Genomic DNA, 20,333 nt, shown 5'->3' with positions numbered 1-20,333 from the left:
ACCATCCCTTACACGAACATCTGTTGTAGCAAGCCTTTCTTCCACTCTTTGGCTTTCTCAAGCTCTGTGTTTGCTAGGTCTATCTTCTGATCGATTGCTGATAGGAAATTAGCTATCCTGGTTTGCTCACCTAAACACGGCAAGCCAAATTTCATTTGCGATACGACTTTCCAATCTGCACGAGGCATTTTGGTTCCCGAAGACTTGTTCGCTTCCGCCACAAAATCTTCAGTTTGTATAAACTGAAACAGATAATTACTTGAAAGTGAATCAGCAGAGCTCATGACCCAGATTTCGCTTGAACACATTCCGGCAAAGTCAGGATAAGCGAACTTTTTCAGGTAAGGACGTAGCTTTCCAAACAGTACATCACCTGCTTTAAAACGGTTTTTTTGGCTCAAGGCTCCATTAACTGATAGGTCCCCTATTATCCTTCCAGTTTCCTGAGATAGGTTATCAAGCTCAATACAAGGAAGTTCAATACCTTCAAATGGAACAACTTTTGGTGATTTTATCGATACAATTTCACCGAGACACTTCTCTTCCCAATCAGGGAACTCACTACCATCATCAGCTTTGAATCGTAGAGTTGGTGGAATGAAGGTTAGCTGTCCATCTTCTTTCCCATCAACATAGCCCCACTTACCATTGAACAACTGTTGCATCACACCTTTCTTGTACTCGGTGAGCTTGTCCTTCTTCTCTGAAAGTAGGCTGATCTTCTCATCTACCTTAGACAAGAATGAGGCTATTTTTTGTTGTTCAGGCAACAGCGGAGGATAATGTCTGATTCGATTTATATCCGAACCGGGCAAGTTTGAAACTGTTGCCTTGCGAATGAATCGACTTACTTCATACTGGGCTTTGGTTGTCTGATAAAAGTACTTGAGATAAGTAGAGTCAGCATTTTCATTCAAGTTAATTTTAACTGCATACGCACTACAAATATGCTTAATTGATTGCTCACGATATACAGATGTTACACCACAATCAGCTGTTGTAATCATCACAAGATCACCATCTTTCAGCTTGTGACGGTCAACTGTTTTTTCATCTAAGTTTGCTGTAGGAACTTGATGGTATTTGATCTCACCATTAACTCCCATATCAGTACCACGTATAGTCCTAACGTTACCATCTGAGCAATAATCTTCCGCACTAAAGCGTGGTCCATAAGTAATGTCATTGACTAGTTCGCCGAAATACTTTAGCTCCAAGGCATCATCGAAATCGAAAAACCTAAGCTTTGGCACATTTAGTTGTTCTGTCATAAAATGTCTACCTTAGAATGGAGCTTTGATTTTTAGTTCAGCACAAAAGCCAGCAATGTCAGCATCAACTGAATGCATCTTGGTCTCAAGCTCAGTTAGGTCTGTAGCTACTGCATCTAGGTCTACTGGTTCCTCTTCCTCAAAGGTATCAACGTAGCGAGGGATGTTGAGGTTATAGTCGTTCTCGGCAATCTCAGACAAGTCAGCCACATGAGCAAACTTCTCAATTGGTTCACGCTTAGCGTATGCCTCAATGATGCGATCTACATCTTCATCTCTCAGGTGGTTCTGAGCCTTACCTTTCTCAAAGTGGTTCGAACCATCGATAAACAATACGTCTTCAGAGTGAGTACGGTTCTTCTTAAATACCAAGATACAAGTAGGAATACTCGTACCAAAGAAGATACCTGCCGGTAAGCCAATAACAGCGTCTAGGTAGTTCTTCTTCTCGATTAGGTGTTTACGGATATGACCCTCAGCCGCACCACGGAAAAGGATACCGTGAGGGACTACAACTGCTAGAGTACCGTTCTGGTTCAATTGGTGAACCATGTGAAGTACAAAGGCAAAGTCAGCTTTGGTCTTAGGAGCAAGTCTGCCGTAGTCAGCAAAACGTTCATCATTCAATAATAATTCGTTAGCACTCCAATTAGCTGAGAATGGAGGATTAGCTACAACAGCATCAAAACGTTGATCGAGGTGCATTGGGTTTTCAAGGGTATCGTCATTCTTAATATCAAACTTATCGTAGCGAACACCGTGCATAAGCATGTTCATGCGAGCAAGGTTATAAGTGCTTGGGTTTTGTTCCTGACCACTGAACTCAAGGTTGTGACTACCCACCTCACGAGCAACACGCAGTAGCAATGAACCAGAACCACACGTAGGGTCATATACAGACTTCACATTACCATCGATGCTCACCAACTTAGCAAGAATCTTACTGACCTGCTGAGGTGTATAGAACTCCCCTGCTTTCTTACCTGCACCCGATGCAAACTGACCAATCAGATATTCATAAGCATCGCCAAGAAGATCAATCTCTGTATTCTCAATCTGGAAGTCGATGTTCTCTAAATGAACCAGAACCTGACTAATTAACTTATTACGGGAGTCAGGGTTTTTACCTAGCTTGCTTGAGTTGAGTTCTAGTTCTTCAAACAGACCGTTGAAGTCATCTGCTGAGTCAGCAGAGGTGGTTGATTGTTCAATGTCATTAAGTACACGGCTCAGTTCATCAAGAATAAACTCATTCTTCTGACCACGCTTAGCTAGGCTTGAGAACAACTGGTTCGGAGCTACGAAGTAGCCTAGGTTCTCAACACATTCTTCATGTAGTTCTTTGATTAACTCATCGTCAGATTCAACGAACTTAATACCATCTTCAGCAAGCAAGTTGTCACAGTAAGTGTTTAGTTTGTCCGAAAGATATTTGTAGAAAATCAATCCTAGTATGTAATCACGGAAGTCATCTGCCGACATATTACCTCGGAGTGTGTTGGCAATATTCCAGAGCTGTTTTTGTAATTCTTGTTGATGTTCACGAACCATGACGTACCCAAATTAGTTGTACAGAAATTCTGAACCAATGAGTGTAACAGAGCAATTCTATCTGTCCTTTGGTTCAAGTCTAAATTAGAGCCAAATGATTGTTTTTTGTTCATATACATATGAAATTTAATTACTATTTTTGTGGAACTGTAACGTAAAACACATAACAAAGATCTACGTTTGCTCCCTATTTACTGAACGCTGTATGTTGGAAAAATTGTTTTAAAGAAAGGGGATAAATAAATGAAGCTAGTAGCAAACAGCTTGAATCGTGAGTATTTCAGATCTTTGCTTCCAACAGCAGACACTGAGCTTGATGGAGTAGTAGCGGCTATCGCATACGGTGATGATAAAACTCAGCTTTTACAACACTGCATCGACAATAAACATCGACTAGATATTTGGATGCGATATGACCACACAGTTCCAGTTGCACCTAGTTTCCTGAGTAAGCTCCTATCAAATACAAAGAACAACGTGTTCTGTAAGTTGGTTCCTGATTGCCTGCACAGCAAAGTTATTTGGTGGAAAGGTTATGGTGCTTATGTTGGTTCAGCTAACCTCACAGACAGAGCATGGAATACCAACATCGAAGCAGGTGTATTCTTCAGTGAAAGTGACCTAAGTGATTCTGGTATGCTCGAACAGCTTGAAGAGTTCTTCGATGGTTTGGAAGCCTTAGACGTAGCATTCGACCTAACTCAAGAAATTATCGATGAACAGAAGCTACTTCAGAAGCAAAAGCGTGAAAGAGAAAAAGCTGACAGAACCAACCCACCTAAGCGTATTATCCCTGAATGGGAGGGTCCAAGCTTTGTTCCAGACCAGAATGCCAAAGACATACGCAAAGAAAACTTCCGTATAGAGTGGAATAGTGCAATATCACACATCCGTAATATTGCTTCCCAGATTAACGACTTTAGACCACACTGGATTGAAGAAGATACACCTGCATATTGGCAGGTAGATCAGTTCCTACATGCTTACTACTACAACAAAGTAAGGCAGATAGACAACAAGTACCCCTACGAGGAATACTACAAGACCAACAGCAAAGATCCTCAAGCATCCCTGCTCACAATGTTAGCTTGGTGGAAAGACTTACCTGCACCTCCATCAGATGAAGATATTAATCTGTATGAAAAAGCTCCTCTGATTAGGAATAGCCTAAGCAAAGCCAATATCGATAACCTATCAGAGAACGAGCTAAATGGGATTCTAAGGGCAACTCATGCAACCATGGACCATCTGAGCAAGATGAGTACAGCATCCCTTGGGAAGCCTCATGAGCAGAGTCTGTCGATGGAGCAACGAGTACCCTTATTTACAGAATGGCTCATGGGGCAACAAAATGACAAAGGGCAAACCATTGGTGAACTACTCAAGTTCGTGTTGTACGGCGGTAATGCAGATCAGATGTGGGAACGTATATACCTAGCAGGCAAAGATCCTCAGTATAGATTCAAGCACTATGGTATTAACTCAATAGCAGAAGTGGCAGGATGGGCTAAACCAGAAGATACTCCACCAAGGAATGGTCGAACCAATAAAGCTCTGAGAGCCTTAGGGTATTCCGTTAGGGTGAATATGTAGAAGTATGATTGAAAGGCTCCGTACATTTGAGCCTTTGTTATATTTGGTTCAATTATTCTTCCCAAGGGTCTTGTAAGGCACTGAGTTTCATGGTGATAAGCCTCTCCCTCTAAGGCTTGATGATAGTTAGGTACATTATGTTTCCTAACAAACACAAAAAAGCCTTGGTATTACCCAAGGCTTTCAACTGACTTACATACATCTACAACTCAATTGGCCCGCCGAAAGAGGTCACGGGTGGCACTTGACCTTTGAACTTCTCAATATCCACAATACACGTATTTGCTGAAGTGGCTTGAGCCAGCTCAGAGGATGGAATGTCTTGAGTTAAGGTGTTGGGATCGCCATAGGTATCAATCGCGCCTACTTTCTCATTTAACGGCCCGTACCAAGCCCCTTCTTCGATACGAATTACGCCTGGCGGGTAATGTTCACTGACCACTGCCCCGGCAATGAGTTGACCACGATCGTTAAACACTCGAACTAAATCTCCATCTTTGATGCCTTTGGCTTTTGCATCTGTTGGGTTAATGTAACACGGCTCTCGGCCTTGAACGGCATAGGTGGCTCTAAACTCTTCGGATTCACACATTTGTGAGTGGAGGCGTTTATCTGGGTGACAAGACTGTAGCCAGAATGGGTGTTTTTTCGAACCCGGTCCGCCATGAGAGCGTTCTGATTTTTCAAACCACATTGGGTGCTCTTGGCAATGTTCATATCCATAACGGCCAATGGTTCGGCTGGTGATTTCAATAAACCCAGAAGGAGTTCCAAGGGCGCTAATTTCAGGGTCTTCTCTAAAATCGGCATGACGGGTCCAAGGTTTCCCTTTCCCAAAGTCTAAAAAGCCTTTTTGCCAAAACTCTTCAAATTCTGGCAAATTGAACGCCGCATTCGCTTGTTTACAGTCGTTATAGAGCTTTCTTACCCACTCCATCTCAGACATACCGCGAGTATAATCTTTATCCCTTCCCCAGCGCGCGGTAAGTTCCGTCATAATATCGAAATCGGTTTTCGACTGGAATAATGGGTCCACGAGTTTGTGCATGGCCACCAGACCACGCCCAGAGTATGCGCCATAGCCGTCTATGTCATTGCGCTCAAATTGAGTACATGCTGGAAGCACAATATCTGAGAATCGGCAGGTGGCTGTCCATGCAAAGTCGATGGTGACTAAGGTTTGTAGGTTTTTAAATGCGGCCTTCATATTATTGCGATCTTGATGGTGATGCCACGGGTTATTACCACTGACAACCATCATCTTAAACGCCGGTAAGGTGACTTCTTTGCCGTTGGCTTGAATCTTTTTCCCCGGTTCTTTTAAGCAATCAATCCACCTTGCCACCGGAATCACACTGCTGTAGCCATTAAAGTCTGTATTGGTGTATTTTGGTGACTGGCCCGTGTCTATATTGAGTGGATATGACCCCGGCGCACCAAAGCCAGTTGAAGAAACACCAATGCCAGAATAGTGATGCCCATAAGAGACCCCACCGCCGGGTAGTCCAATCTGACCTATCATTGCCGCTAAAACTGCCCCCATCCAGTAAGGTTGTTCACCGTGCTCTTGTCTTTGAATACACCAACCAAATAGGATTTGTGTGCGACCATCCACCAGCATTCTGGCAAATTCACGGATTTTATCCGCTGGAATACCACAAATTTTTGCCGCCCACTCTGGGGTTTTCTCGACCTTGTCTTTTGATTCACCGTTTAAGTATTGGGTGAACTCTTTAAAGCCTAAGCAATAAAGGTCGATAAATTTACTGTCATAACGCTTTTCTTTATATAAGGTGTGCGCGATCCCTAACATGAACGCAACGTCGGTTTGCGGATTGACATACAAATGATCATTGCCAAGGTATTGCTGGGTTTTGTTTTTTACCGGATCGACAGAGATCACCTTGATCTCTTTATTGGCAACCTTTTGCTTTAGCTTTTCGAGATATTCAAAGGATTCATGGGTTTCACAGGTCCAACCCACTTGCAGGTTTTTCACCGGATCGCTTGCCCAGATAATAATGTTGTTACTGTTTTCTAAAATAAGATCCCACGAGGTGCCTTGTGCATACACCTCTGTTGAGCCTAACACATAAGGCAAAATGGTTTGCCCTGCTCCTGTAGAGTAATCCCCTACTTTCTTAACTGAGTAACCGTGTAACCCTATTGCTCGCTGCATGTGGTTATTACAACTGTGCATTTGTCCGGTTTGACGCCAGCCTGTTTGCCCCGCATGTAGCGCCCAAGGTCCATAGTCCTTTTGCACTCGCTCTAATTCTCGATAAAACAGATCTAAAGCTTCATCCCAAGTCACACGAACAAAACGGTTATTCCCTCGCGTATCAGCAGAATATTTATGCTTTTTAAGCCAATCAAGGCGCACCATTGGGTAACGTACTCGCGATGGGCTATAAATAATGCCCTTAATGCCGTTTAACATCTCGGTGGGGTATTTATCCACTTCTAACGGCTTAATCTCTTGAACTTTACCTGCCCAGATCCTTGCTCGAAATGCCCCCCAGTGAGAGCCTGATGTTTTCCAAACACCTTCAGTTTCGGCGGCGGCATTGGCTGAGCTAGAGACCAATAAACTTGGGCCAATGACTGAGGCAGCTGCACCTGATGCCCCTAACCCTTTCAGAAAGTTTCTTCTTGATAATGACATGATTTCTCTCCGTCAAGAATTAGTGATGTTGATCTGAAAAGTCAGATGAATGTTTCTGTAGATATTTCAATACCAAAGCTTCACTGTCAGTATCTAGATTGACAAAAGCAGACATCCCATTGAACATGCCCGGCCATGCATTTGCCGTAAAGTGAGCAGGGGCAGGTTGAGTATGACAAGTTGAACAATTCACCTTGTAGGACTCTCCAGCTCGGGTCCATATGTCGTCAAAGCCCTCAACCAGTGACTCAGGTTTCATCCATACGGTTGCCACTACTCGACTCCATGGTAGCCCGGTTAACTCATCTTCTTTCTCTTCAAAACTTTGCACGATAGCGTCATTTTGCGCAGCCTCTTTAAGTAAAGATCCAACGGCGATATTCATACCAAAGTCTTCTTGTATCACTCGCCCAAAGCCTTTGTCTTTACGCCAGCCACTAATTTCCACTTGCAAGGCTTGGTCTGTCACTTGCAGTACTTTAATTTGTGACGCAGGATTAAGCAGACCGGCTTCAACAGATAAGTTTTGGTCTTCATAAACGGCAAGGTGACGAACAGAAACATATGAGGCGTCTTTAGTATAGGAAGTTGAATGCGCTATCTGCTCAAGCTCGCCAATCAAACCACCGGAAGAGTCCATATTTTGGGGTAAGTTGTGCGCAATGCCTTTATGACAATCAAGACAGCTTTGATCTCGCTCCGCAGCTTGCTTCATTTGAATACGAGCGGTTGGTGACATCGCGGCAAAATCCATGGAATCGTATTGGTGACAGTTTTTACACTCTAAGGATTTATTGGCAGAGAAACGATTCCATTCATGACGAGCCAGTTCAAAACGGCGCTCCTCAAATTTTTCCGGCGTATCTAAATCGCCAAAAATTTGAGCATAGACCTCTTTTGATGCTTGAATTTTACGGGCTATTTTTGCGGTCCATTCGTGCGGGACATGACAATCAGGACAAGTGGCGCGAACACCAGCGTGGTTTTTCCAGTGCACTGTGGTTTGCAGTTCTTCGTACACATTGTCACGCATGGTATGACAACTAATACAAAATTCTTCGGTATTGGCCGCTTCTAACGCGGTGTTAAATCCACCCCAAAAAATAACCCCAGCTAAAAAGCCACCTAACGTTAGGATGCCAAGACTGATGTGCTTAGCAGGGCGACTCATGGTCGTCCATAATTTAACAATTAGTGATTTCATTTTACTCTCACTCTTCCATTTGTTGTGGGTCGTTTATTTCGTTATCCGTGGGCTCCCGGAGGCCCCCAAACAAAAACTTGAAGCATCCACACTACAAATCCGTATCCACCGACAAACATGACACTTAAAACTGGAAAGAGAATAACGGCTATAAAGAGAAACGCTTTCCACTCTAAGGAGTGCTTCTCTTCTTCTTGAATCGTATTCGTATCACTCATTCGCGACGCCTTTTTCATTGTGAATAACACAGCTATTCGACAGTTAATCGATATTAATAATCTAGACCATATCCATAATCTATCTAGGCTAAAGACGGGGATTTTCATTGTGCTAGCAGTATATGAGCTAAAAAATAAAGCGTGCGAATTGCTCTATTTAATCCCCTATTTCTATATGAACAACAATAAGTGGTTAATTTATAAGCGCTTAATGTTATCTATCGTTTAGGTAGAACGAAAAGCGGATTCGCTGCGGTTATCCACAATAATTGTGGATAAAAAGTGTAAAGACTGACCTCATCTGGGATAGAGCAGAGTCAACAAAAAAATGCTTTTTTTTACTTTGTCATGACATTAATCATATTTGAAATTTCCCAGCACCCTATGCGGTTAATAAATAAGCGCGCATCTGATAGAGGTAACGTTTTTCGGTGTTTGTGGTTGATTCGCTTGCATTCCAGTTCTAATGTGTTGAAAGGAATCAAAAAGGAAAGAGCATGAAATTTAATCAATTATTAGTCGATGAACTGAACTTGCTAATGCAATTCAACTTAGACAGTGCGGCTACAGGTATTAAGGTTCGCAGTGATGCTTGTGAAGCAACTCAAGTGGCAATTAAAAGCTTGTTTGAGAAAGGTTTGTGTACACTCAGTGACGGTGGTTACCTGACCGATCAAGGCGTAGAAATCGCTGAATCGGCAGACAAGATTCTAAGGGCGCTTAGCCACTAATATGGCTTCCGTTCTAATAATAGGCGCAGGTTGGCTTGGTCGTCCTTTAGCCAAGCAACTTAGCGCTTCTCATCATCAAGTTCATGTCACCAATTCTCAATTAGATACCGTCAGCCAAAGCTTAACAGACGGCTTACACGCTCATCATTTATCGCTACCGTTAGATACCTCTCATTCGCTCACCGATCTGCTACAACAATTAAATATCGATACCATTATTGGCTGTTTTACGCCCGGATTTCGTCGCACAGCGACACCAAATTGGGGCAGTTACGCACAAAACTGGCAGCAAATCTGTCAAAGTGCCCAACAAGCGAAAATCAATAAGATCATCATGATCAGCTCAACAGCAGTCTATCCTGCCATTGCCAAGCCAATGCAAGAAAGTGATGCTGATTTTGCACAATCTATTGTCGATAACCAATTTTCAGAAAAGAACCGAGCGCTGTTAAAAGCGGAGCAACAAGTGTTTGATAGTGGATTGGATTATGCCGTTATTCGTTGCAGCGGGCTCATTGACCAACATCGCCACCCTTCCCGCTTTGTCACGCGTTTACGCTCAGTCAGTCGCCATGCGCCGGCTAACATGCTGCATAAAGACGATGCCATTGGAGTTATTGAATTTGCGCTCGATAAGGTCACGAGCCGAGTACTGAATGCCTCTACCCCAGACACCTGTGATAAGGCGCAGTTTTATCAAGCGGCTATTGCCTCTCGACAGTTGGATATTACGCTTCCAGAAATTGTCGATACGCCTGATAAAAGAATCGACAGCTCCCTGTCACAAAAACTTGGCTATCAATACCGTTATCAGCACACATTAGATTTACTCTAATCCCCGACTTCGTTTATCGATTAAATTGGGCAAACAAAAAGCACCTGTCATGATTCATGACAGGTGCTTTTTGTTTGGATTAATAAAGAGAAAGTCTAAATCACTTCCGCTTCATCAATTTGCTGGCTATCTAATGATTTTTGACCAAAACCGCGCAGACCCACCACATGTACGTGTTCATGATCTTTAAACACTTTACGCACCAGTTTATAAGTCGTCCCTTTTTCTGGGCTGATGTTTTCTGGAGCGGCAATCAACAATTGCATGTTCAAGCGATCACACAGTTCAAACAAGGTGGCAATGGATTTAGCATCCAAACGCGCCGCTTCATCCAAGAACAATAAACGACAAGGAACAATGTCTTTGCTGCGCAAACGGCGTGATTCTTCTTCCCAGCTTTGTACCACCATCAATAGAATAGATTGACCCGTACCAATCGCTTCACCCGTTGACAGTGCGCCAGACTCGGCTTGTAACCAACCTTCTGAGCCACGGTTAACTTCCACGCCCATTTCTAGGTAGTTTCGGTAATCCAGTAGCTCTTCACCCAACACTTGCGGCGAACGCTGACCCATATCAATGTGTGGATTAACGCGTTGGAACAACTTCGCCATCGCTTCTGAGAAGGTCAGTCTTGAATTATCAAACAGTTGTTGATGTGCTTTATCAGGGCTTGCTAGGCTATCTAACAGCACTTGATGGCTTTCGCGAATTTGCACATTCAAGCGAACCCCTTTCACCTGACCAAAGTGGATGTTCGACAACCCTTGGTTCAAGATGCGGATGCGGTTTTGCTCACGCTGAATGGTCTTCTTAATGATGCTAGAAACAGACTCTGAGCTAATTGCCAGACGAGTTTCACGTTGATTAAGCTCTTCGGTTAGACGCGCCAGCTCCACTTCCATCTCTTCGATGGCTTCCACAGGATCGTCAGTGCGAATAATGTCTTGGCGAATACGCTCACGCAGATATTGATACACCGCGATATAGAACAGCACCTTACGCTCAGGATACGCGGTGTCTTCAGAAGCGCGCAGTGAATCACGTAAATCGTCTTCATTGGCTACTGCAAGGCGCAATGCCCCTAACGATTTATCCGACATGGAGCGCAACTCACCTTCAGAAAGATAAGCCAACTCACGTTTGTGCAAACGACGTTCTACATCGTGCTCTCGCGCCAGTTTCAAGACTGAACACCAGCCGGCTTTTGCTGTCACTACAAAGGTGCGCAGTTCGTTGTACTCTTTTTGCTGCTTCTTCAGCGCTTTAGTGGCGGTGCGAAGCTCCATCTCAGTCGCGGTTAAGGTTTTCTGCATTTGAGATTGCGCCGTGCGCGAGGTTTCAATGCGCTGATGCAGGTTTTCTTTACGCAATTGCGCACGCTCTAAAATGCCATCATCTAAGGTAACACCTGCGTCGGTGAGTTCTTGGCGGAACTCTTGTACGGTTTCAGACTTCGCTTGATGAGAGCTTTTTAGCGTCGCTAACAATTGGTTATATTGTTGGAACTGCTTTTGCGCCTGTTTTAAGCCTTCTTTGGCGCGCTCTTTCGCAGCTTCTGCGCCGACTAGTTTAAGTTTCAGCTGATCGCTCAGCTCATTACTTTTATCCAGCAATTGAACTGAGTCTTGGTAAGCAAAGTGCGCTTTACGTCCTAATACGTTCGACAGCGCAAAACTCTTGGTTTTGTTTTGTTGCAAAGCCTTATCAAGAGCTTCGTATTCAGCTTGAATCGCATCAAATTGCTCAGGGTCAGCATCAAGGGCATCTACAATAGGCTCAAGCTGTTGCAGGGTTTTACCACTCTTGTCAAGGTAGCGCTTACTTTCAGTGAGCGCTTCTAACTTATGCTCGACCTCTTCTAGACGCTCAGCAAGGCTGATGTCTTCAAGGAGATGTAACGATGGCGAAATTTTATCTAATGCCGAGAGCGCTTTTTTCGCTTTGGCTAAAGTGATTTTATGCTCACTTTCTGCCGCTTGCAGTTTTGATAACTGCTCTGTCAACGCACTGCGCTGACTGCGTAATTCGCGAATACTATCTTCTGGATCGTCTTCAAAGGCCACTTGTGCGTGATTTGCCACAAAGTCATTAAAGGCTTGGTACAAACGCTGCGCTTTTTGCGCGTCAAATGAGGCTTTTGCGTAATCTTCGATTAATTGGTCACGCTCTTCACGCAAGGTATCAAGGCGAGATTCACGCGCGGCGCGTCCAAATAATGGCACTTTCGGGAAGCGTGAGAAACGCAATTGTTTGTCGCTGACTTGAACGCACACTGCGCCTTCAAATTCTTCCACTTCAAATTGGCTATCATCAAAGGCATCAACGTCACCTTCTAAAAGGTAAACATCATCAGGACAATCATCAAATTCGACCAATCGCTCTTTAATGCCGCTCATGTCGGACACGACAATCGCGTGACGCGCAGGGCCGTACATGGCGCTAAAGTAAGGCGCGTCATCTAAAGTGATGTCATCGTATATTTCAGAAAGAAGTACGCCGCCTAAGCTATCCGCTAACGCTTTCAGACGAGCATCATTTGCTCCGCCCGGTGCGCCTAACGCTTCGATCTCTTTATCGACTTGAGTGCGACGAATGGCAATCGCATCTTTGCTCGATAACAGGGCTTTCTCTGTTTCTAACACTTGCTGCATAGACGCCATTACCGATTGAGCATCGGTGAGCTCAGCATCGGTTTGCTCGGCAATTTTCGTCAAGGCGTCATTGGCTTTAATCCAGCTTGGCGCAATGGATTCAAAACGGGCAATCTCAGAATTGATTTGCTGCTCATTACGACGCATCTCAATTAAGTTATCGCGCCCTGACTCAATGTTTTGCTCAGCCGTTTCGATAGCCAGAGCTTGACGCTCGTGCTCAATTTCTAAGTCTGCTTCATCAGCTAACTGCGAAGCAAATTGCTGTTGGTATTCAGTGACCAACGCACGCACCGCTTTTTGTTTTGCCAGTGCACTGCTTAATGCTTGTTTTTGTGACTGCCAATGTGGCAATTGAGACACATCGTTGTTGGCCGATACCGCTTTAGCCAGTGCGCTTTTGGCAAAACTTGCTGCTTGCTGACGAGAGCAAGTGTCATCGAGTTTTTTCACCAATTCAAAGGCATGGTTGAACTGCTCAACGCCCGCTGAATTGATGTCTAATTTGTGTTTTAGCGATAAGATTTGCTGAGTTTGACTTTGTTGCTGCTCAGCCAATTCGCTGACAATGGCTGGGATCTCGTCCACTGAATCAATGTCTAAACCGCACAGTTCACGTGCTTCAGCAAAGGCTTTAATGGCTTGCTGATATTGCAATGCGCGAGTTTGCTGAACATCCAGCGCTTGCTGATAATCCGCGAGCTGAGATTTAAGGCTGTCTACCTCTTCTTCGGTTAAGGTGCTTTGCTCTTCGGCGGCAATCAGTAGCTCTTGCGCCTCTTCGACCACCATGATTTGCTCTTCAAGGCGCTCGCTTAGCTCAACCAAATCATCTTCGTAACGAGCAATTTTTTGTTGTTGCTGCAGTGCATTTTGCACTAGCTGAACATAATCGACTGCGGATTGATGGTCTTGCTCTAGCGCTGAGTACTCTTCGACAACCGCTTCTAATTGCTGCTGCGTTGAGTTAAGCAGTGCATTGTTATCAATGATCTGCTGACGATTACCAAATAGCTCTGCGCGCATAGCCAGCGTGCTTTCTAATTTCGAGCGGCGCTGATTAGCGTGACGCATGTAATCGGCGGCAACGTAATTGGTTGACTCAGTTAACAGGTGCTTAAACAGGTCACGATCCGCTTGGGTATTTTTAATCGCTTCCAAGGTGGTGCGGTTTTCACGTAGCGCCGCTTCCATATCCTGAAAGGCTTTTTTCACCCCGCCATTTTGTGGCAATAAGTAATCGCGCAATGAACGAGTAATGGTGCTTGAGATGCCGCCGTATAAAGAGGCTTCAATTAAGCGATAAAACTTAGAGCGGTCGCTAGAGTTACGCAGTTTTTTCGGCACTACGCCAAAATCAAACATTTGCGCGTGGTAATCGGTAATAGAATTAAAGGCTTTAAATTGCGCCCCTTCGATTTCCGCCACTCGCTCTTTGACTTCATTGAGTTGACACACTTTCGCTTGCGTATCATTGATGGTTTCAATGAACAGATTTGCCGTTTTAATCGAGCTTGGCAAACCTTGAATTAAGAAAGGTTTAATATCCACTTTCTTATCACGACCGGCGATTTGTTGCAGTTTAACCGCAAATACCAGACGTTGATTACGTGAGTTGACCACTTCTAGCGCCGCGTAACACACGCCCGGTTGCAACTTACCGTACAAACCTTTATCACGAGAAGCTTGCGAGCTTCCCGCTTCGGTGGTGTTTCTAAAGTGCAGTAGGCTTTGATCGGGAATCAATGTGGTAATAAATGCCGCCATAGTGGTGGATTTACCCGCACCATTACCGCCAGATAATGTAGTAACAAGAGCATCGATATCAAAGGTACGTGCAAAAAAACCGTTCCAGTTGACCATGGTCAGTGATTGATATTTACCGCGTTCAATCATGCTTGTTCCTCATTATTTGACTCATCATTACTTTGATCGTTAGAGCTTGGCTCATCAAGCAAACTGCCTTGTTGTACTTCTTCTGAAGGGACCGCTTCACCGTCTCTAATTAAGCGTATTTGCGCTTGCTGAACATCATCACCAACTCGCACGTCGGCGCCAAAGCGAAATACCGCTTCGCTAATGCGGAATTTTTCGCCTTCACCTACTGGCAATAGCATGCCCAGACGTTTCAATCTGCGCAGAGAAGTGCGCACTTTGTCGTACAGTTTTTCTTTATCTAAATCGGTACCGGTCGCTTTGTTAGTGACAAATTTCATCAAAGTGCGATGGTCGGCAATAGAAAGCAGTTCATCAAACATTTCTTGGTTGCTGAATATGCCTTCTTGAGCCAGACGCTCTGGGCTTAGATAAAGGAAACACAATACTTTGCCCACCAGCATATCTAACTCAGACAGGACGCTGCGGCTAATTAAGGTGGTTGAACGTGGGCGCAAGTAGAAGAAGCCTTCTGGCGCGCGCACCAATTCGGTATTGTATCTTTGGTAGAACAGCATCAAGTCTGTTTCAAAGTCGCACAGCAGTGCATGGTTATCCATGTCGTCTTGAGTAATATGACGACCAGAGCGAAGTAAGCTATCTAACGCTGGAAACAGCGGATTTGCTATCGCTCGAACCAGATTCTCTGGCATATATGTATCAGAATTTATTGATGACATTCGCTTGTACCTTTGCGCCATATTCGTTAATTGATTGCCAGTCCGGCTGTATTGCTGCGTAGTCTTGCTCTGAGTAACCCAAGCGCACCGCTTGGTCTACCACTAATCGAGCTAAATCAAAGTGACTTGCCTGTGTGTGAGTGGCGAGATAGTTACGCAGCACTTCACCAAGGTCGATTTTTGCCCCTTGATCTTTATGACGTTTCAACATGGCTTTTACTTGTTCGGCCAACTCATTGCTGACCTGTTGCATTTCTTGATATTCAACTTCTGGCGGTAATTGCCCCAAGGCTTCATCGTTTTTCAGAACCAGAGATTCATCTCTTAGATCTCGTAAACGCTCCGCATCGGCAAAGGTCAGTAGCCAAGAGTTGGAACCAAAATCTTGAATAGATTGACGCAGTCTTTGACTGAACGCTCGGTTCTTATCCATATCAATCGCAGTACGGATAAATTTATGCACGTGACGGTCATAGCCTATCCATAAATCTATCGATTGTTGTCCCCAACTGATGATGCGATCGAGCTTGACTTGCAGGCTAAATAACACCGCATCGATGTAATCTAACTCTTCTTTGCCGTACACCAATTGTTGTAAGGTCAATAGTTGAGATTGCAACTCGTCGCCTGCTGCTTGCAAGGAAGATTGCAGCTCAGTTAAGGTATTTGAGGTTGCAGAAAGCAAGTCTTCACAGTGAATGATCGCTTCTCGCCAATCTTGGTTTAGTAGCTCAGCAATCTCAGCTTTTACCTGATGCTGCTCTTCGTCCATGACCCTTTGGTTTAAATCAATTTGGTCAAAAATTTCCGCAACTGAAAACTTCAATGTGCCATATATGTCTCTGCGCCAACCTTCATCGGTTGGCGTCTGCTCAGCGGTTGCCACTACATTTGCCAGCTCTTTACCGGCTAAAGTCAGTTGGATGGACAATTTCAATTTCGAAAATTGGCGATGGCGCAAGTAGTACTCAGAGATGCCTACCGCAAGGGGCGAAAGGCGATAGATGCTGCTTCCGTCTTGTCCTTCACTGGTAAATCGGCTCAGTAATCTCTGCGCAACTAAACTGTTGATGGCATTGTTGGCTTTAAATGCGATGTTGCTGACGCTCGCATCGCCATTAAATTCTCGTTGGACAATAGCAAATGCATCATGCAATTCGCCTTCTCCTAACTCTTCATCAAAACGTTCACGACTGAGTAGCGCTATCGCGACTAAAAAACTCAGATGTTCACTATTGAGGTTAAGGGAGAAATCGTGCTGTTTAACCCACCCGACCAGTTCATCGACTGTGACTTGATCGTCATGTTGCCCTTCTTGGGAGAGTTGACTCATTCAGTTCCCTACTGTCATTTCTTTTTGAACCCATACGTGTATGTATCTTCCTAGCGAAAGATAAGGTTCGGTTCTACATAATTGTCGTTCAAGCTGCATCAGTTCTTCTTGACTATAATCGCCCACATATTGGGTAAATCCAATATAGTCATGAAAAGAGCGAATCCCTGATTTTCCACAAATGCGTAAGTCGCATTCTTCTAACCAGTGGTAAACGTCTTCGGGTAATAACCCTTTCTGCGGCTGCAACTTAAATCGTTTACGATGAGGCATTCCCTGCAATACATGTGGGATGTTGCCACATATTACGTTTTTCATCACCAATCCATGGTGGTTATAAAACATGATTGACGCCATGCCGCCGGGGCGCACATGTTGCATCAACTTTTCTAATACGTCTTTAGGATCAGCTAACCACTCCATGACCGCATGAAACAAAACCAGATCCACTGGCTGTTTAAGATGCTGATCTAATTCTTGAATAGGCGCATGAATAAACTGATACTGCTCTAGCAAATCTTGTTGTGCAATCTCTTGCTTAGCTAAAGAAAGCATTTCGCTAGAGACATCACACAATATAATATTGTGACCAAGCTCGGCCAACTTTTGTGACATTTGTGCTAAGCCCCCTCCCGCATCAAGAATGGTGAGAGGTTTTGCATGGCCTGCTATTTGGGTTATGATTTGCTGCAAATCTTCCCAGACGATAGTCTGACGGATATTGCCTTTATCTGAGCCATAAATATTTTCGGCAAATTTGTGGGCAATGTCGTCGAAATTACGATCTTGTGTCACTTTTAATTAATGTATGATGTTATTTGAGTGAGTTTCGTATTGTGTCACAAGGACGTCAAGAATAAAGAGCGGTTGTCGATTTGCCCCTCCGATCGACTAAAAAACCGACCAAAACACGACATTTTAACTCGTGACACCAATTTACCCTACAGAACTTAGGAAATGGTTTAACCCAATATGTTTGAATTGAAAAAAATCATTACTGTCTTCCTTATGCCACTGCCCGCAATGCTACTCATTGGCTTCTTTGGGCTTGCTTTGGTGATGTTTACCCGTAAACATAAATCGGGATGCATCTTCATTTTTATTTCTTTAGCGGCCATTTTTGCTATTTCATTCCAACCTATTTCTACTTCGCTTCTTAAACCGTTGGAACGAAAATACACGGCCTTTTTACCCCCTGCAGAAAGCTTAGACTATGTGATGGTGTTAGGCAGTGGGCATGTAATTGATCCACAAATTCCGCCGACCTCCGAGTTGAGTCGCACCGCGTTAATGCGCCTTAGTGAAGGCATTCGTATCTTGCGTATGTACCCTGGGGCAAAATTAATTTTATCCGGCTATGATGGCGGTTCAGAAATGAGCCAAGCGCGTATGATGGCCACTGTAGCGCTGGCACTTGGGGTGGCAAAGTCTGACATTGTTTTATTAGAAACCGCGCAAGATACTTGGGAAGAAGCCCGACAGGCGGCAAGCTTTGTCGGTGAGCAGCATATGGCTTTAGTGACTTCCGCCAGTCATATGGAACGAGCGTTACGTGAGTTTCACAGCGCAGGTTTAGCCCCAATTCCAGCACCAACCAATTACTTAGCTCAATCCAACATCAATCAGGCATGGGAAAAATACACCCCACAAGCCCGATATTTGGAGCAGACTGAGCGTTATTGGCATGAAACTATGGGCAAATGGTGGAAAAGCATTCGTGACCTTGTCAGTGCTAAATAACTGTCTCATAATTTAAGCATATCGATAGGGAGATACCGCTTATTGACAGTCGTTTAGGCGACACATTAATGAGGTAAAGGATGCAAGAACTGAAACAGTTTAACGAACAGCGAGCCGAAATTTACTGGTGGTTTTCAAGTCTGTTCTCCAAAGAGCTGACACAAGACGATCTCATTGCCTACCAAACCCCCGCAGTAAGAGGCTTTATTCAGGGGCTTGCTGAAAACGAGTCTCTGTTTGCCTCCGCCACCCGCCTTTTAACAGCACTTGATAAACTGCAACAGCGCGAAGACGCTCAATTAGAGTTATCGGCCGACTTCTGCGACTTATTTCTCACCTCTGATAAACACGCAGCCCTTCCCTATGCCTCTCTTTACCTAGAAGAGAACAAACTGCTCAACGGCGCTCCTGCGCAAAAAATGACGCAAATTATGCTTGAGCACGGTATAGAGGTGGATAAAGGTTTTAATGAACCTGCTGACCACCTTGCCATCGAGCTCGATTTTATCGGCAATTTAATCATTCGCTCCAATCAGTTAGAAAAACAAGCGCACCTAGATGCGGCGCTTAACGAACAAAAGCTCTTTATTGAACAGCATCTACTGAGTTGGATTCCACAGTTTTCAGAAAACTGCACTCAATATGATGAATTTGGCTTCTACTCTGCGGTCGCCGAATTGTTGGTTAACTTCTGTGAAATTGATTGTTTGTACCTCAGTGACGAAAAATAACAGGCTGTAAGAAATAGATTCACATTATCTTCATAAATGCGTTGTCAGCTTCTTCATTTATGGCTAGACTCCCCCGCAATCGTTTGCAGTCGAATTATTGACAGGTATTTACTCTATAATTGACTGCATTTATACCCTAACTCTTATTAACAAGGTCTCCTATGGCAACCATAAAAGACGTCGCTAAACTGGCTGGTGTCTCTACCACTACAGTTTCACACGTTATCAATAAAACACGTTTTGTGGCTGAAACAACACAAGAACGTGTCATGGAAGCTGTAAAAGAGCTCAACTATGCGCCTAGTGCGGTTGCTCGTAGCTTAAAATGCAACAGCACTAGAACCATTGGCATGTTAGTCACCCAATCCACCAACCCATTCTTTGCCGAGGTGGTCGACGGTGTTGAGAGTTATTGTTATCGTCAAGGTTACACGCTAATCCTGTGTAATACGGGCGGCCTATACGAGAAACAACGCGATTATATCCGTATGCTTGCAGAAAAACGCGTTGATGGAATACTGGTCATGTGCTCAGACTTGACCGAAGAGTTGCGTGAAATGCTGGATTCTCATCCTGGTATTCCAAAAGTAGTAATGGATTGGGGCCCAGAATCATCGTCGGCAGATAAGATCATCGATAACTCTGAAGAAGGTGGCTACCTAGCGACTAAATACCTTATCGAAAACGGTCACCAAAAAATTGGTTGTCTTACAGGACAGGCTGAGAAGCTGGCGTGCATCGAGCGTATGTCGGGCTATAAAAGAGCCTTGTCTCAAGCTGATATCGCCTTCAACGAGAACTATATTTTTGAAGGTAATTTCGAATGTGATACTGCGGTTGAAACCGCTGATAAATTGGTGGCTCTTGCCAAGGACGAACGTCCAACAGCGATTTTCTGCTTCAATGATATTATGGCATTGGGCTTAATTAGCCGTCTAACTCAACATGGCATTGCTGTTCCTGAAGATATCTCAGTGATTGGCTACGATAATATCGATCTTGCTGGCTATTTTGCGCCGCCGCTGACCACAATACACCAACCTAAACGTCGTGTTGGTAAAACCGCCTTTGAAATTTTACTTGAGCGTATCAAAAACAAAGAGCATGACCGTCGCATCTTTGAAATGCACCCAGAATTGGTGGCGCGCTCTAGCGTAAGAAATCTAAACGCAGACTAAACGCCACGCGATAG

15 protein-coding genes are annotated in these 20,333 nt (G+C 44.2%); 6 read left to right on the top strand and 9 right to left on the bottom strand.

Going from position 1 to position 20,333, the window contains the following annotated elements; genetic code table 11:
* Positions 1–8: 8 nt before the first annotated feature.
* Together VEZ01S_RS16315 and VEZ01S_RS03990 are read right to left on the bottom strand one after the other, a co-directional pair.
* Positions 9–1,271, bottom strand: coding sequence for a restriction endonuclease subunit S (locus VEZ01S_RS16315; RefSeq protein ID WP_021712723.1), 1,263 nt, complete (start codon positions 1,269–1,271; stop codon positions 9–11).
* Positions 1,272–1,283: 12 nt separating this feature from the next.
* Positions 1,284–2,822 carry a type I restriction-modification system subunit M gene (locus VEZ01S_RS03990; protein WP_021712722.1) on the bottom strand — a complete coding sequence of 513 codons (1,539 nt, stop codon included), beginning with the start codon at positions 2,820–2,822 and terminating at the stop codon, positions 1,284–1,286.
* 243 nt (positions 2,823–3,065) lie between these two features.
* Between VEZ01S_RS03990 and VEZ01S_RS03985 the strand changes: the two genes are divergently transcribed.
* Complete coding sequence (locus VEZ01S_RS03985) at positions 3,066–4,415, top strand: phospholipase D family protein (protein WP_021712721.1); 1,350 nt, start codon at positions 3,066–3,068, stop codon at positions 4,413–4,415.
* A gap of 202 nt (positions 4,416–4,617) precedes the next feature.
* Here the strand turns inward: VEZ01S_RS03985 and torA are convergent, their stop codons facing one another.
* From torA to torE, 3 genes are read right to left on the bottom strand one after another with little or no spacing between them, the layout of a single operon-like run.
* Entirely contained in the window at positions 4,618–7,080 is a 2,463-nt protein-coding gene (gene torA / locus VEZ01S_RS03980; protein ID WP_021712720.1) for a trimethylamine-N-oxide reductase TorA, read from the bottom strand.
* A 19-nt stretch (positions 7,081–7,099) separates the two neighbouring features.
* On the bottom strand, positions 7,100–8,284 hold the full coding sequence (gene torC / locus VEZ01S_RS03975; protein ID WP_021712719.1) for a pentaheme c-type cytochrome TorC: 1,185 nt from the start codon (positions 8,282–8,284) through the stop codon (positions 7,100–7,102).
* A gap of 41 nt (positions 8,285–8,325) precedes the next feature.
* Positions 8,326–8,502, bottom strand: coding sequence for a trimethylamine N-oxide reductase system protein TorE (gene torE / locus VEZ01S_RS03970; RefSeq protein ID WP_021712718.1), 177 nt, complete (start codon positions 8,500–8,502; stop codon positions 8,326–8,328).
* A gap of 497 nt (positions 8,503–8,999) precedes the next feature.
* On the opposite strand from torE, the gene VEZ01S_RS03965 reads away from it, so the two are divergent.
* Together VEZ01S_RS03965 and VEZ01S_RS03960 are read left to right on the top strand one after the other, a co-directional pair.
* Positions 9,000–9,233 carry a TIGR02647 family protein gene (locus tag VEZ01S_RS03965; protein ID WP_021712717.1) on the top strand — a complete coding sequence of 78 codons (234 nt, stop codon included), beginning with the start codon at positions 9,000–9,002 and terminating at the stop codon, positions 9,231–9,233.
* 1 nt (position 9,234) lies between these two features.
* Positions 9,235–10,068, top strand: coding sequence for an NAD(P)H-binding protein (locus tag VEZ01S_RS03960; protein ID WP_021712716.1), 834 nt, complete (start codon positions 9,235–9,237; stop codon positions 10,066–10,068).
* Between the two features lie 95 nt (positions 10,069–10,163).
* On the opposite strand, the gene mukB is transcribed toward VEZ01S_RS03960, so the two are convergent.
* From mukB to cmoM, 4 genes are read right to left on the bottom strand one after another with little or no spacing between them, the layout of a single operon-like run.
* Complete coding sequence (gene mukB, locus VEZ01S_RS03955; RefSeq protein ID WP_021712715.1) at positions 10,164–14,618, bottom strand: chromosome partition protein MukB; 4,455 nt, start codon at positions 14,616–14,618, stop codon at positions 10,164–10,166.
* Complete coding sequence (gene mukE / locus VEZ01S_RS03950) at positions 14,615–15,337, bottom strand: chromosome partition protein MukE (protein ID WP_040890088.1); 723 nt, start codon at positions 15,335–15,337, stop codon at positions 14,615–14,617. The genes mukB and mukE overlap by 4 nt, the downstream gene beginning before the upstream one ends.
* The gene (gene mukF, locus VEZ01S_RS03945; RefSeq protein WP_021712713.1) at positions 15,318–16,670 is read right to left on the bottom strand and encodes a chromosome partition protein MukF; all 1,353 of its coding nucleotides are present in this window, start codon (positions 16,668–16,670) and stop codon (positions 15,318–15,320) included. The genes mukE and mukF overlap by 20 nt, the downstream gene beginning before the upstream one ends.
* Positions 16,671–17,465 (bottom strand): tRNA uridine 5-oxyacetic acid(34) methyltransferase CmoM, encoded by a 795-nt coding sequence (cmoM, locus tag VEZ01S_RS03940; RefSeq protein WP_021712712.1) that lies wholly within the window; start codon positions 17,463–17,465, stop codon positions 16,671–16,673. It abuts the gene before it with no gap.
* A 177-nt stretch (positions 17,466–17,642) separates the two neighbouring features.
* On the opposite strand from cmoM, the gene elyC reads away from it, so the two are divergent.
* From elyC to purR, 3 genes are all read left to right on the top strand, one after another.
* The gene (gene elyC / locus VEZ01S_RS03935) at positions 17,643–18,410 is read left to right on the top strand and encodes an envelope biogenesis factor ElyC (protein WP_021712711.1); all 768 of its coding nucleotides are present in this window, start codon (positions 17,643–17,645) and stop codon (positions 18,408–18,410) included.
* An 80-nt stretch (positions 18,411–18,490) separates the two neighbouring features.
* Positions 18,491–19,141, top strand: coding sequence for a molecular chaperone TorD (gene torD / locus VEZ01S_RS03930; protein ID WP_021712710.1), 651 nt, complete (start codon positions 18,491–18,493; stop codon positions 19,139–19,141).
* Between the two features lie 161 nt (positions 19,142–19,302).
* The gene (gene purR / locus VEZ01S_RS03925) at positions 19,303–20,319 is read left to right on the top strand and encodes an HTH-type transcriptional repressor PurR (protein ID WP_021712709.1); all 1,017 of its coding nucleotides are present in this window, start codon (positions 19,303–19,305) and stop codon (positions 20,317–20,319) included.
* Positions 20,320–20,333 lie beyond the last annotated feature (14 nt).

The sequence above is a fragment of the Vibrio ezurae NBRC 102218 genome (assembly GCF_000467185.1).
Lineage (GTDB): Bacteria > Pseudomonadota > Gammaproteobacteria > Enterobacterales > Vibrionaceae > Vibrio > Vibrio ezurae.
This window is presented reverse-complemented; position numbering and strand designations above follow the sequence as displayed.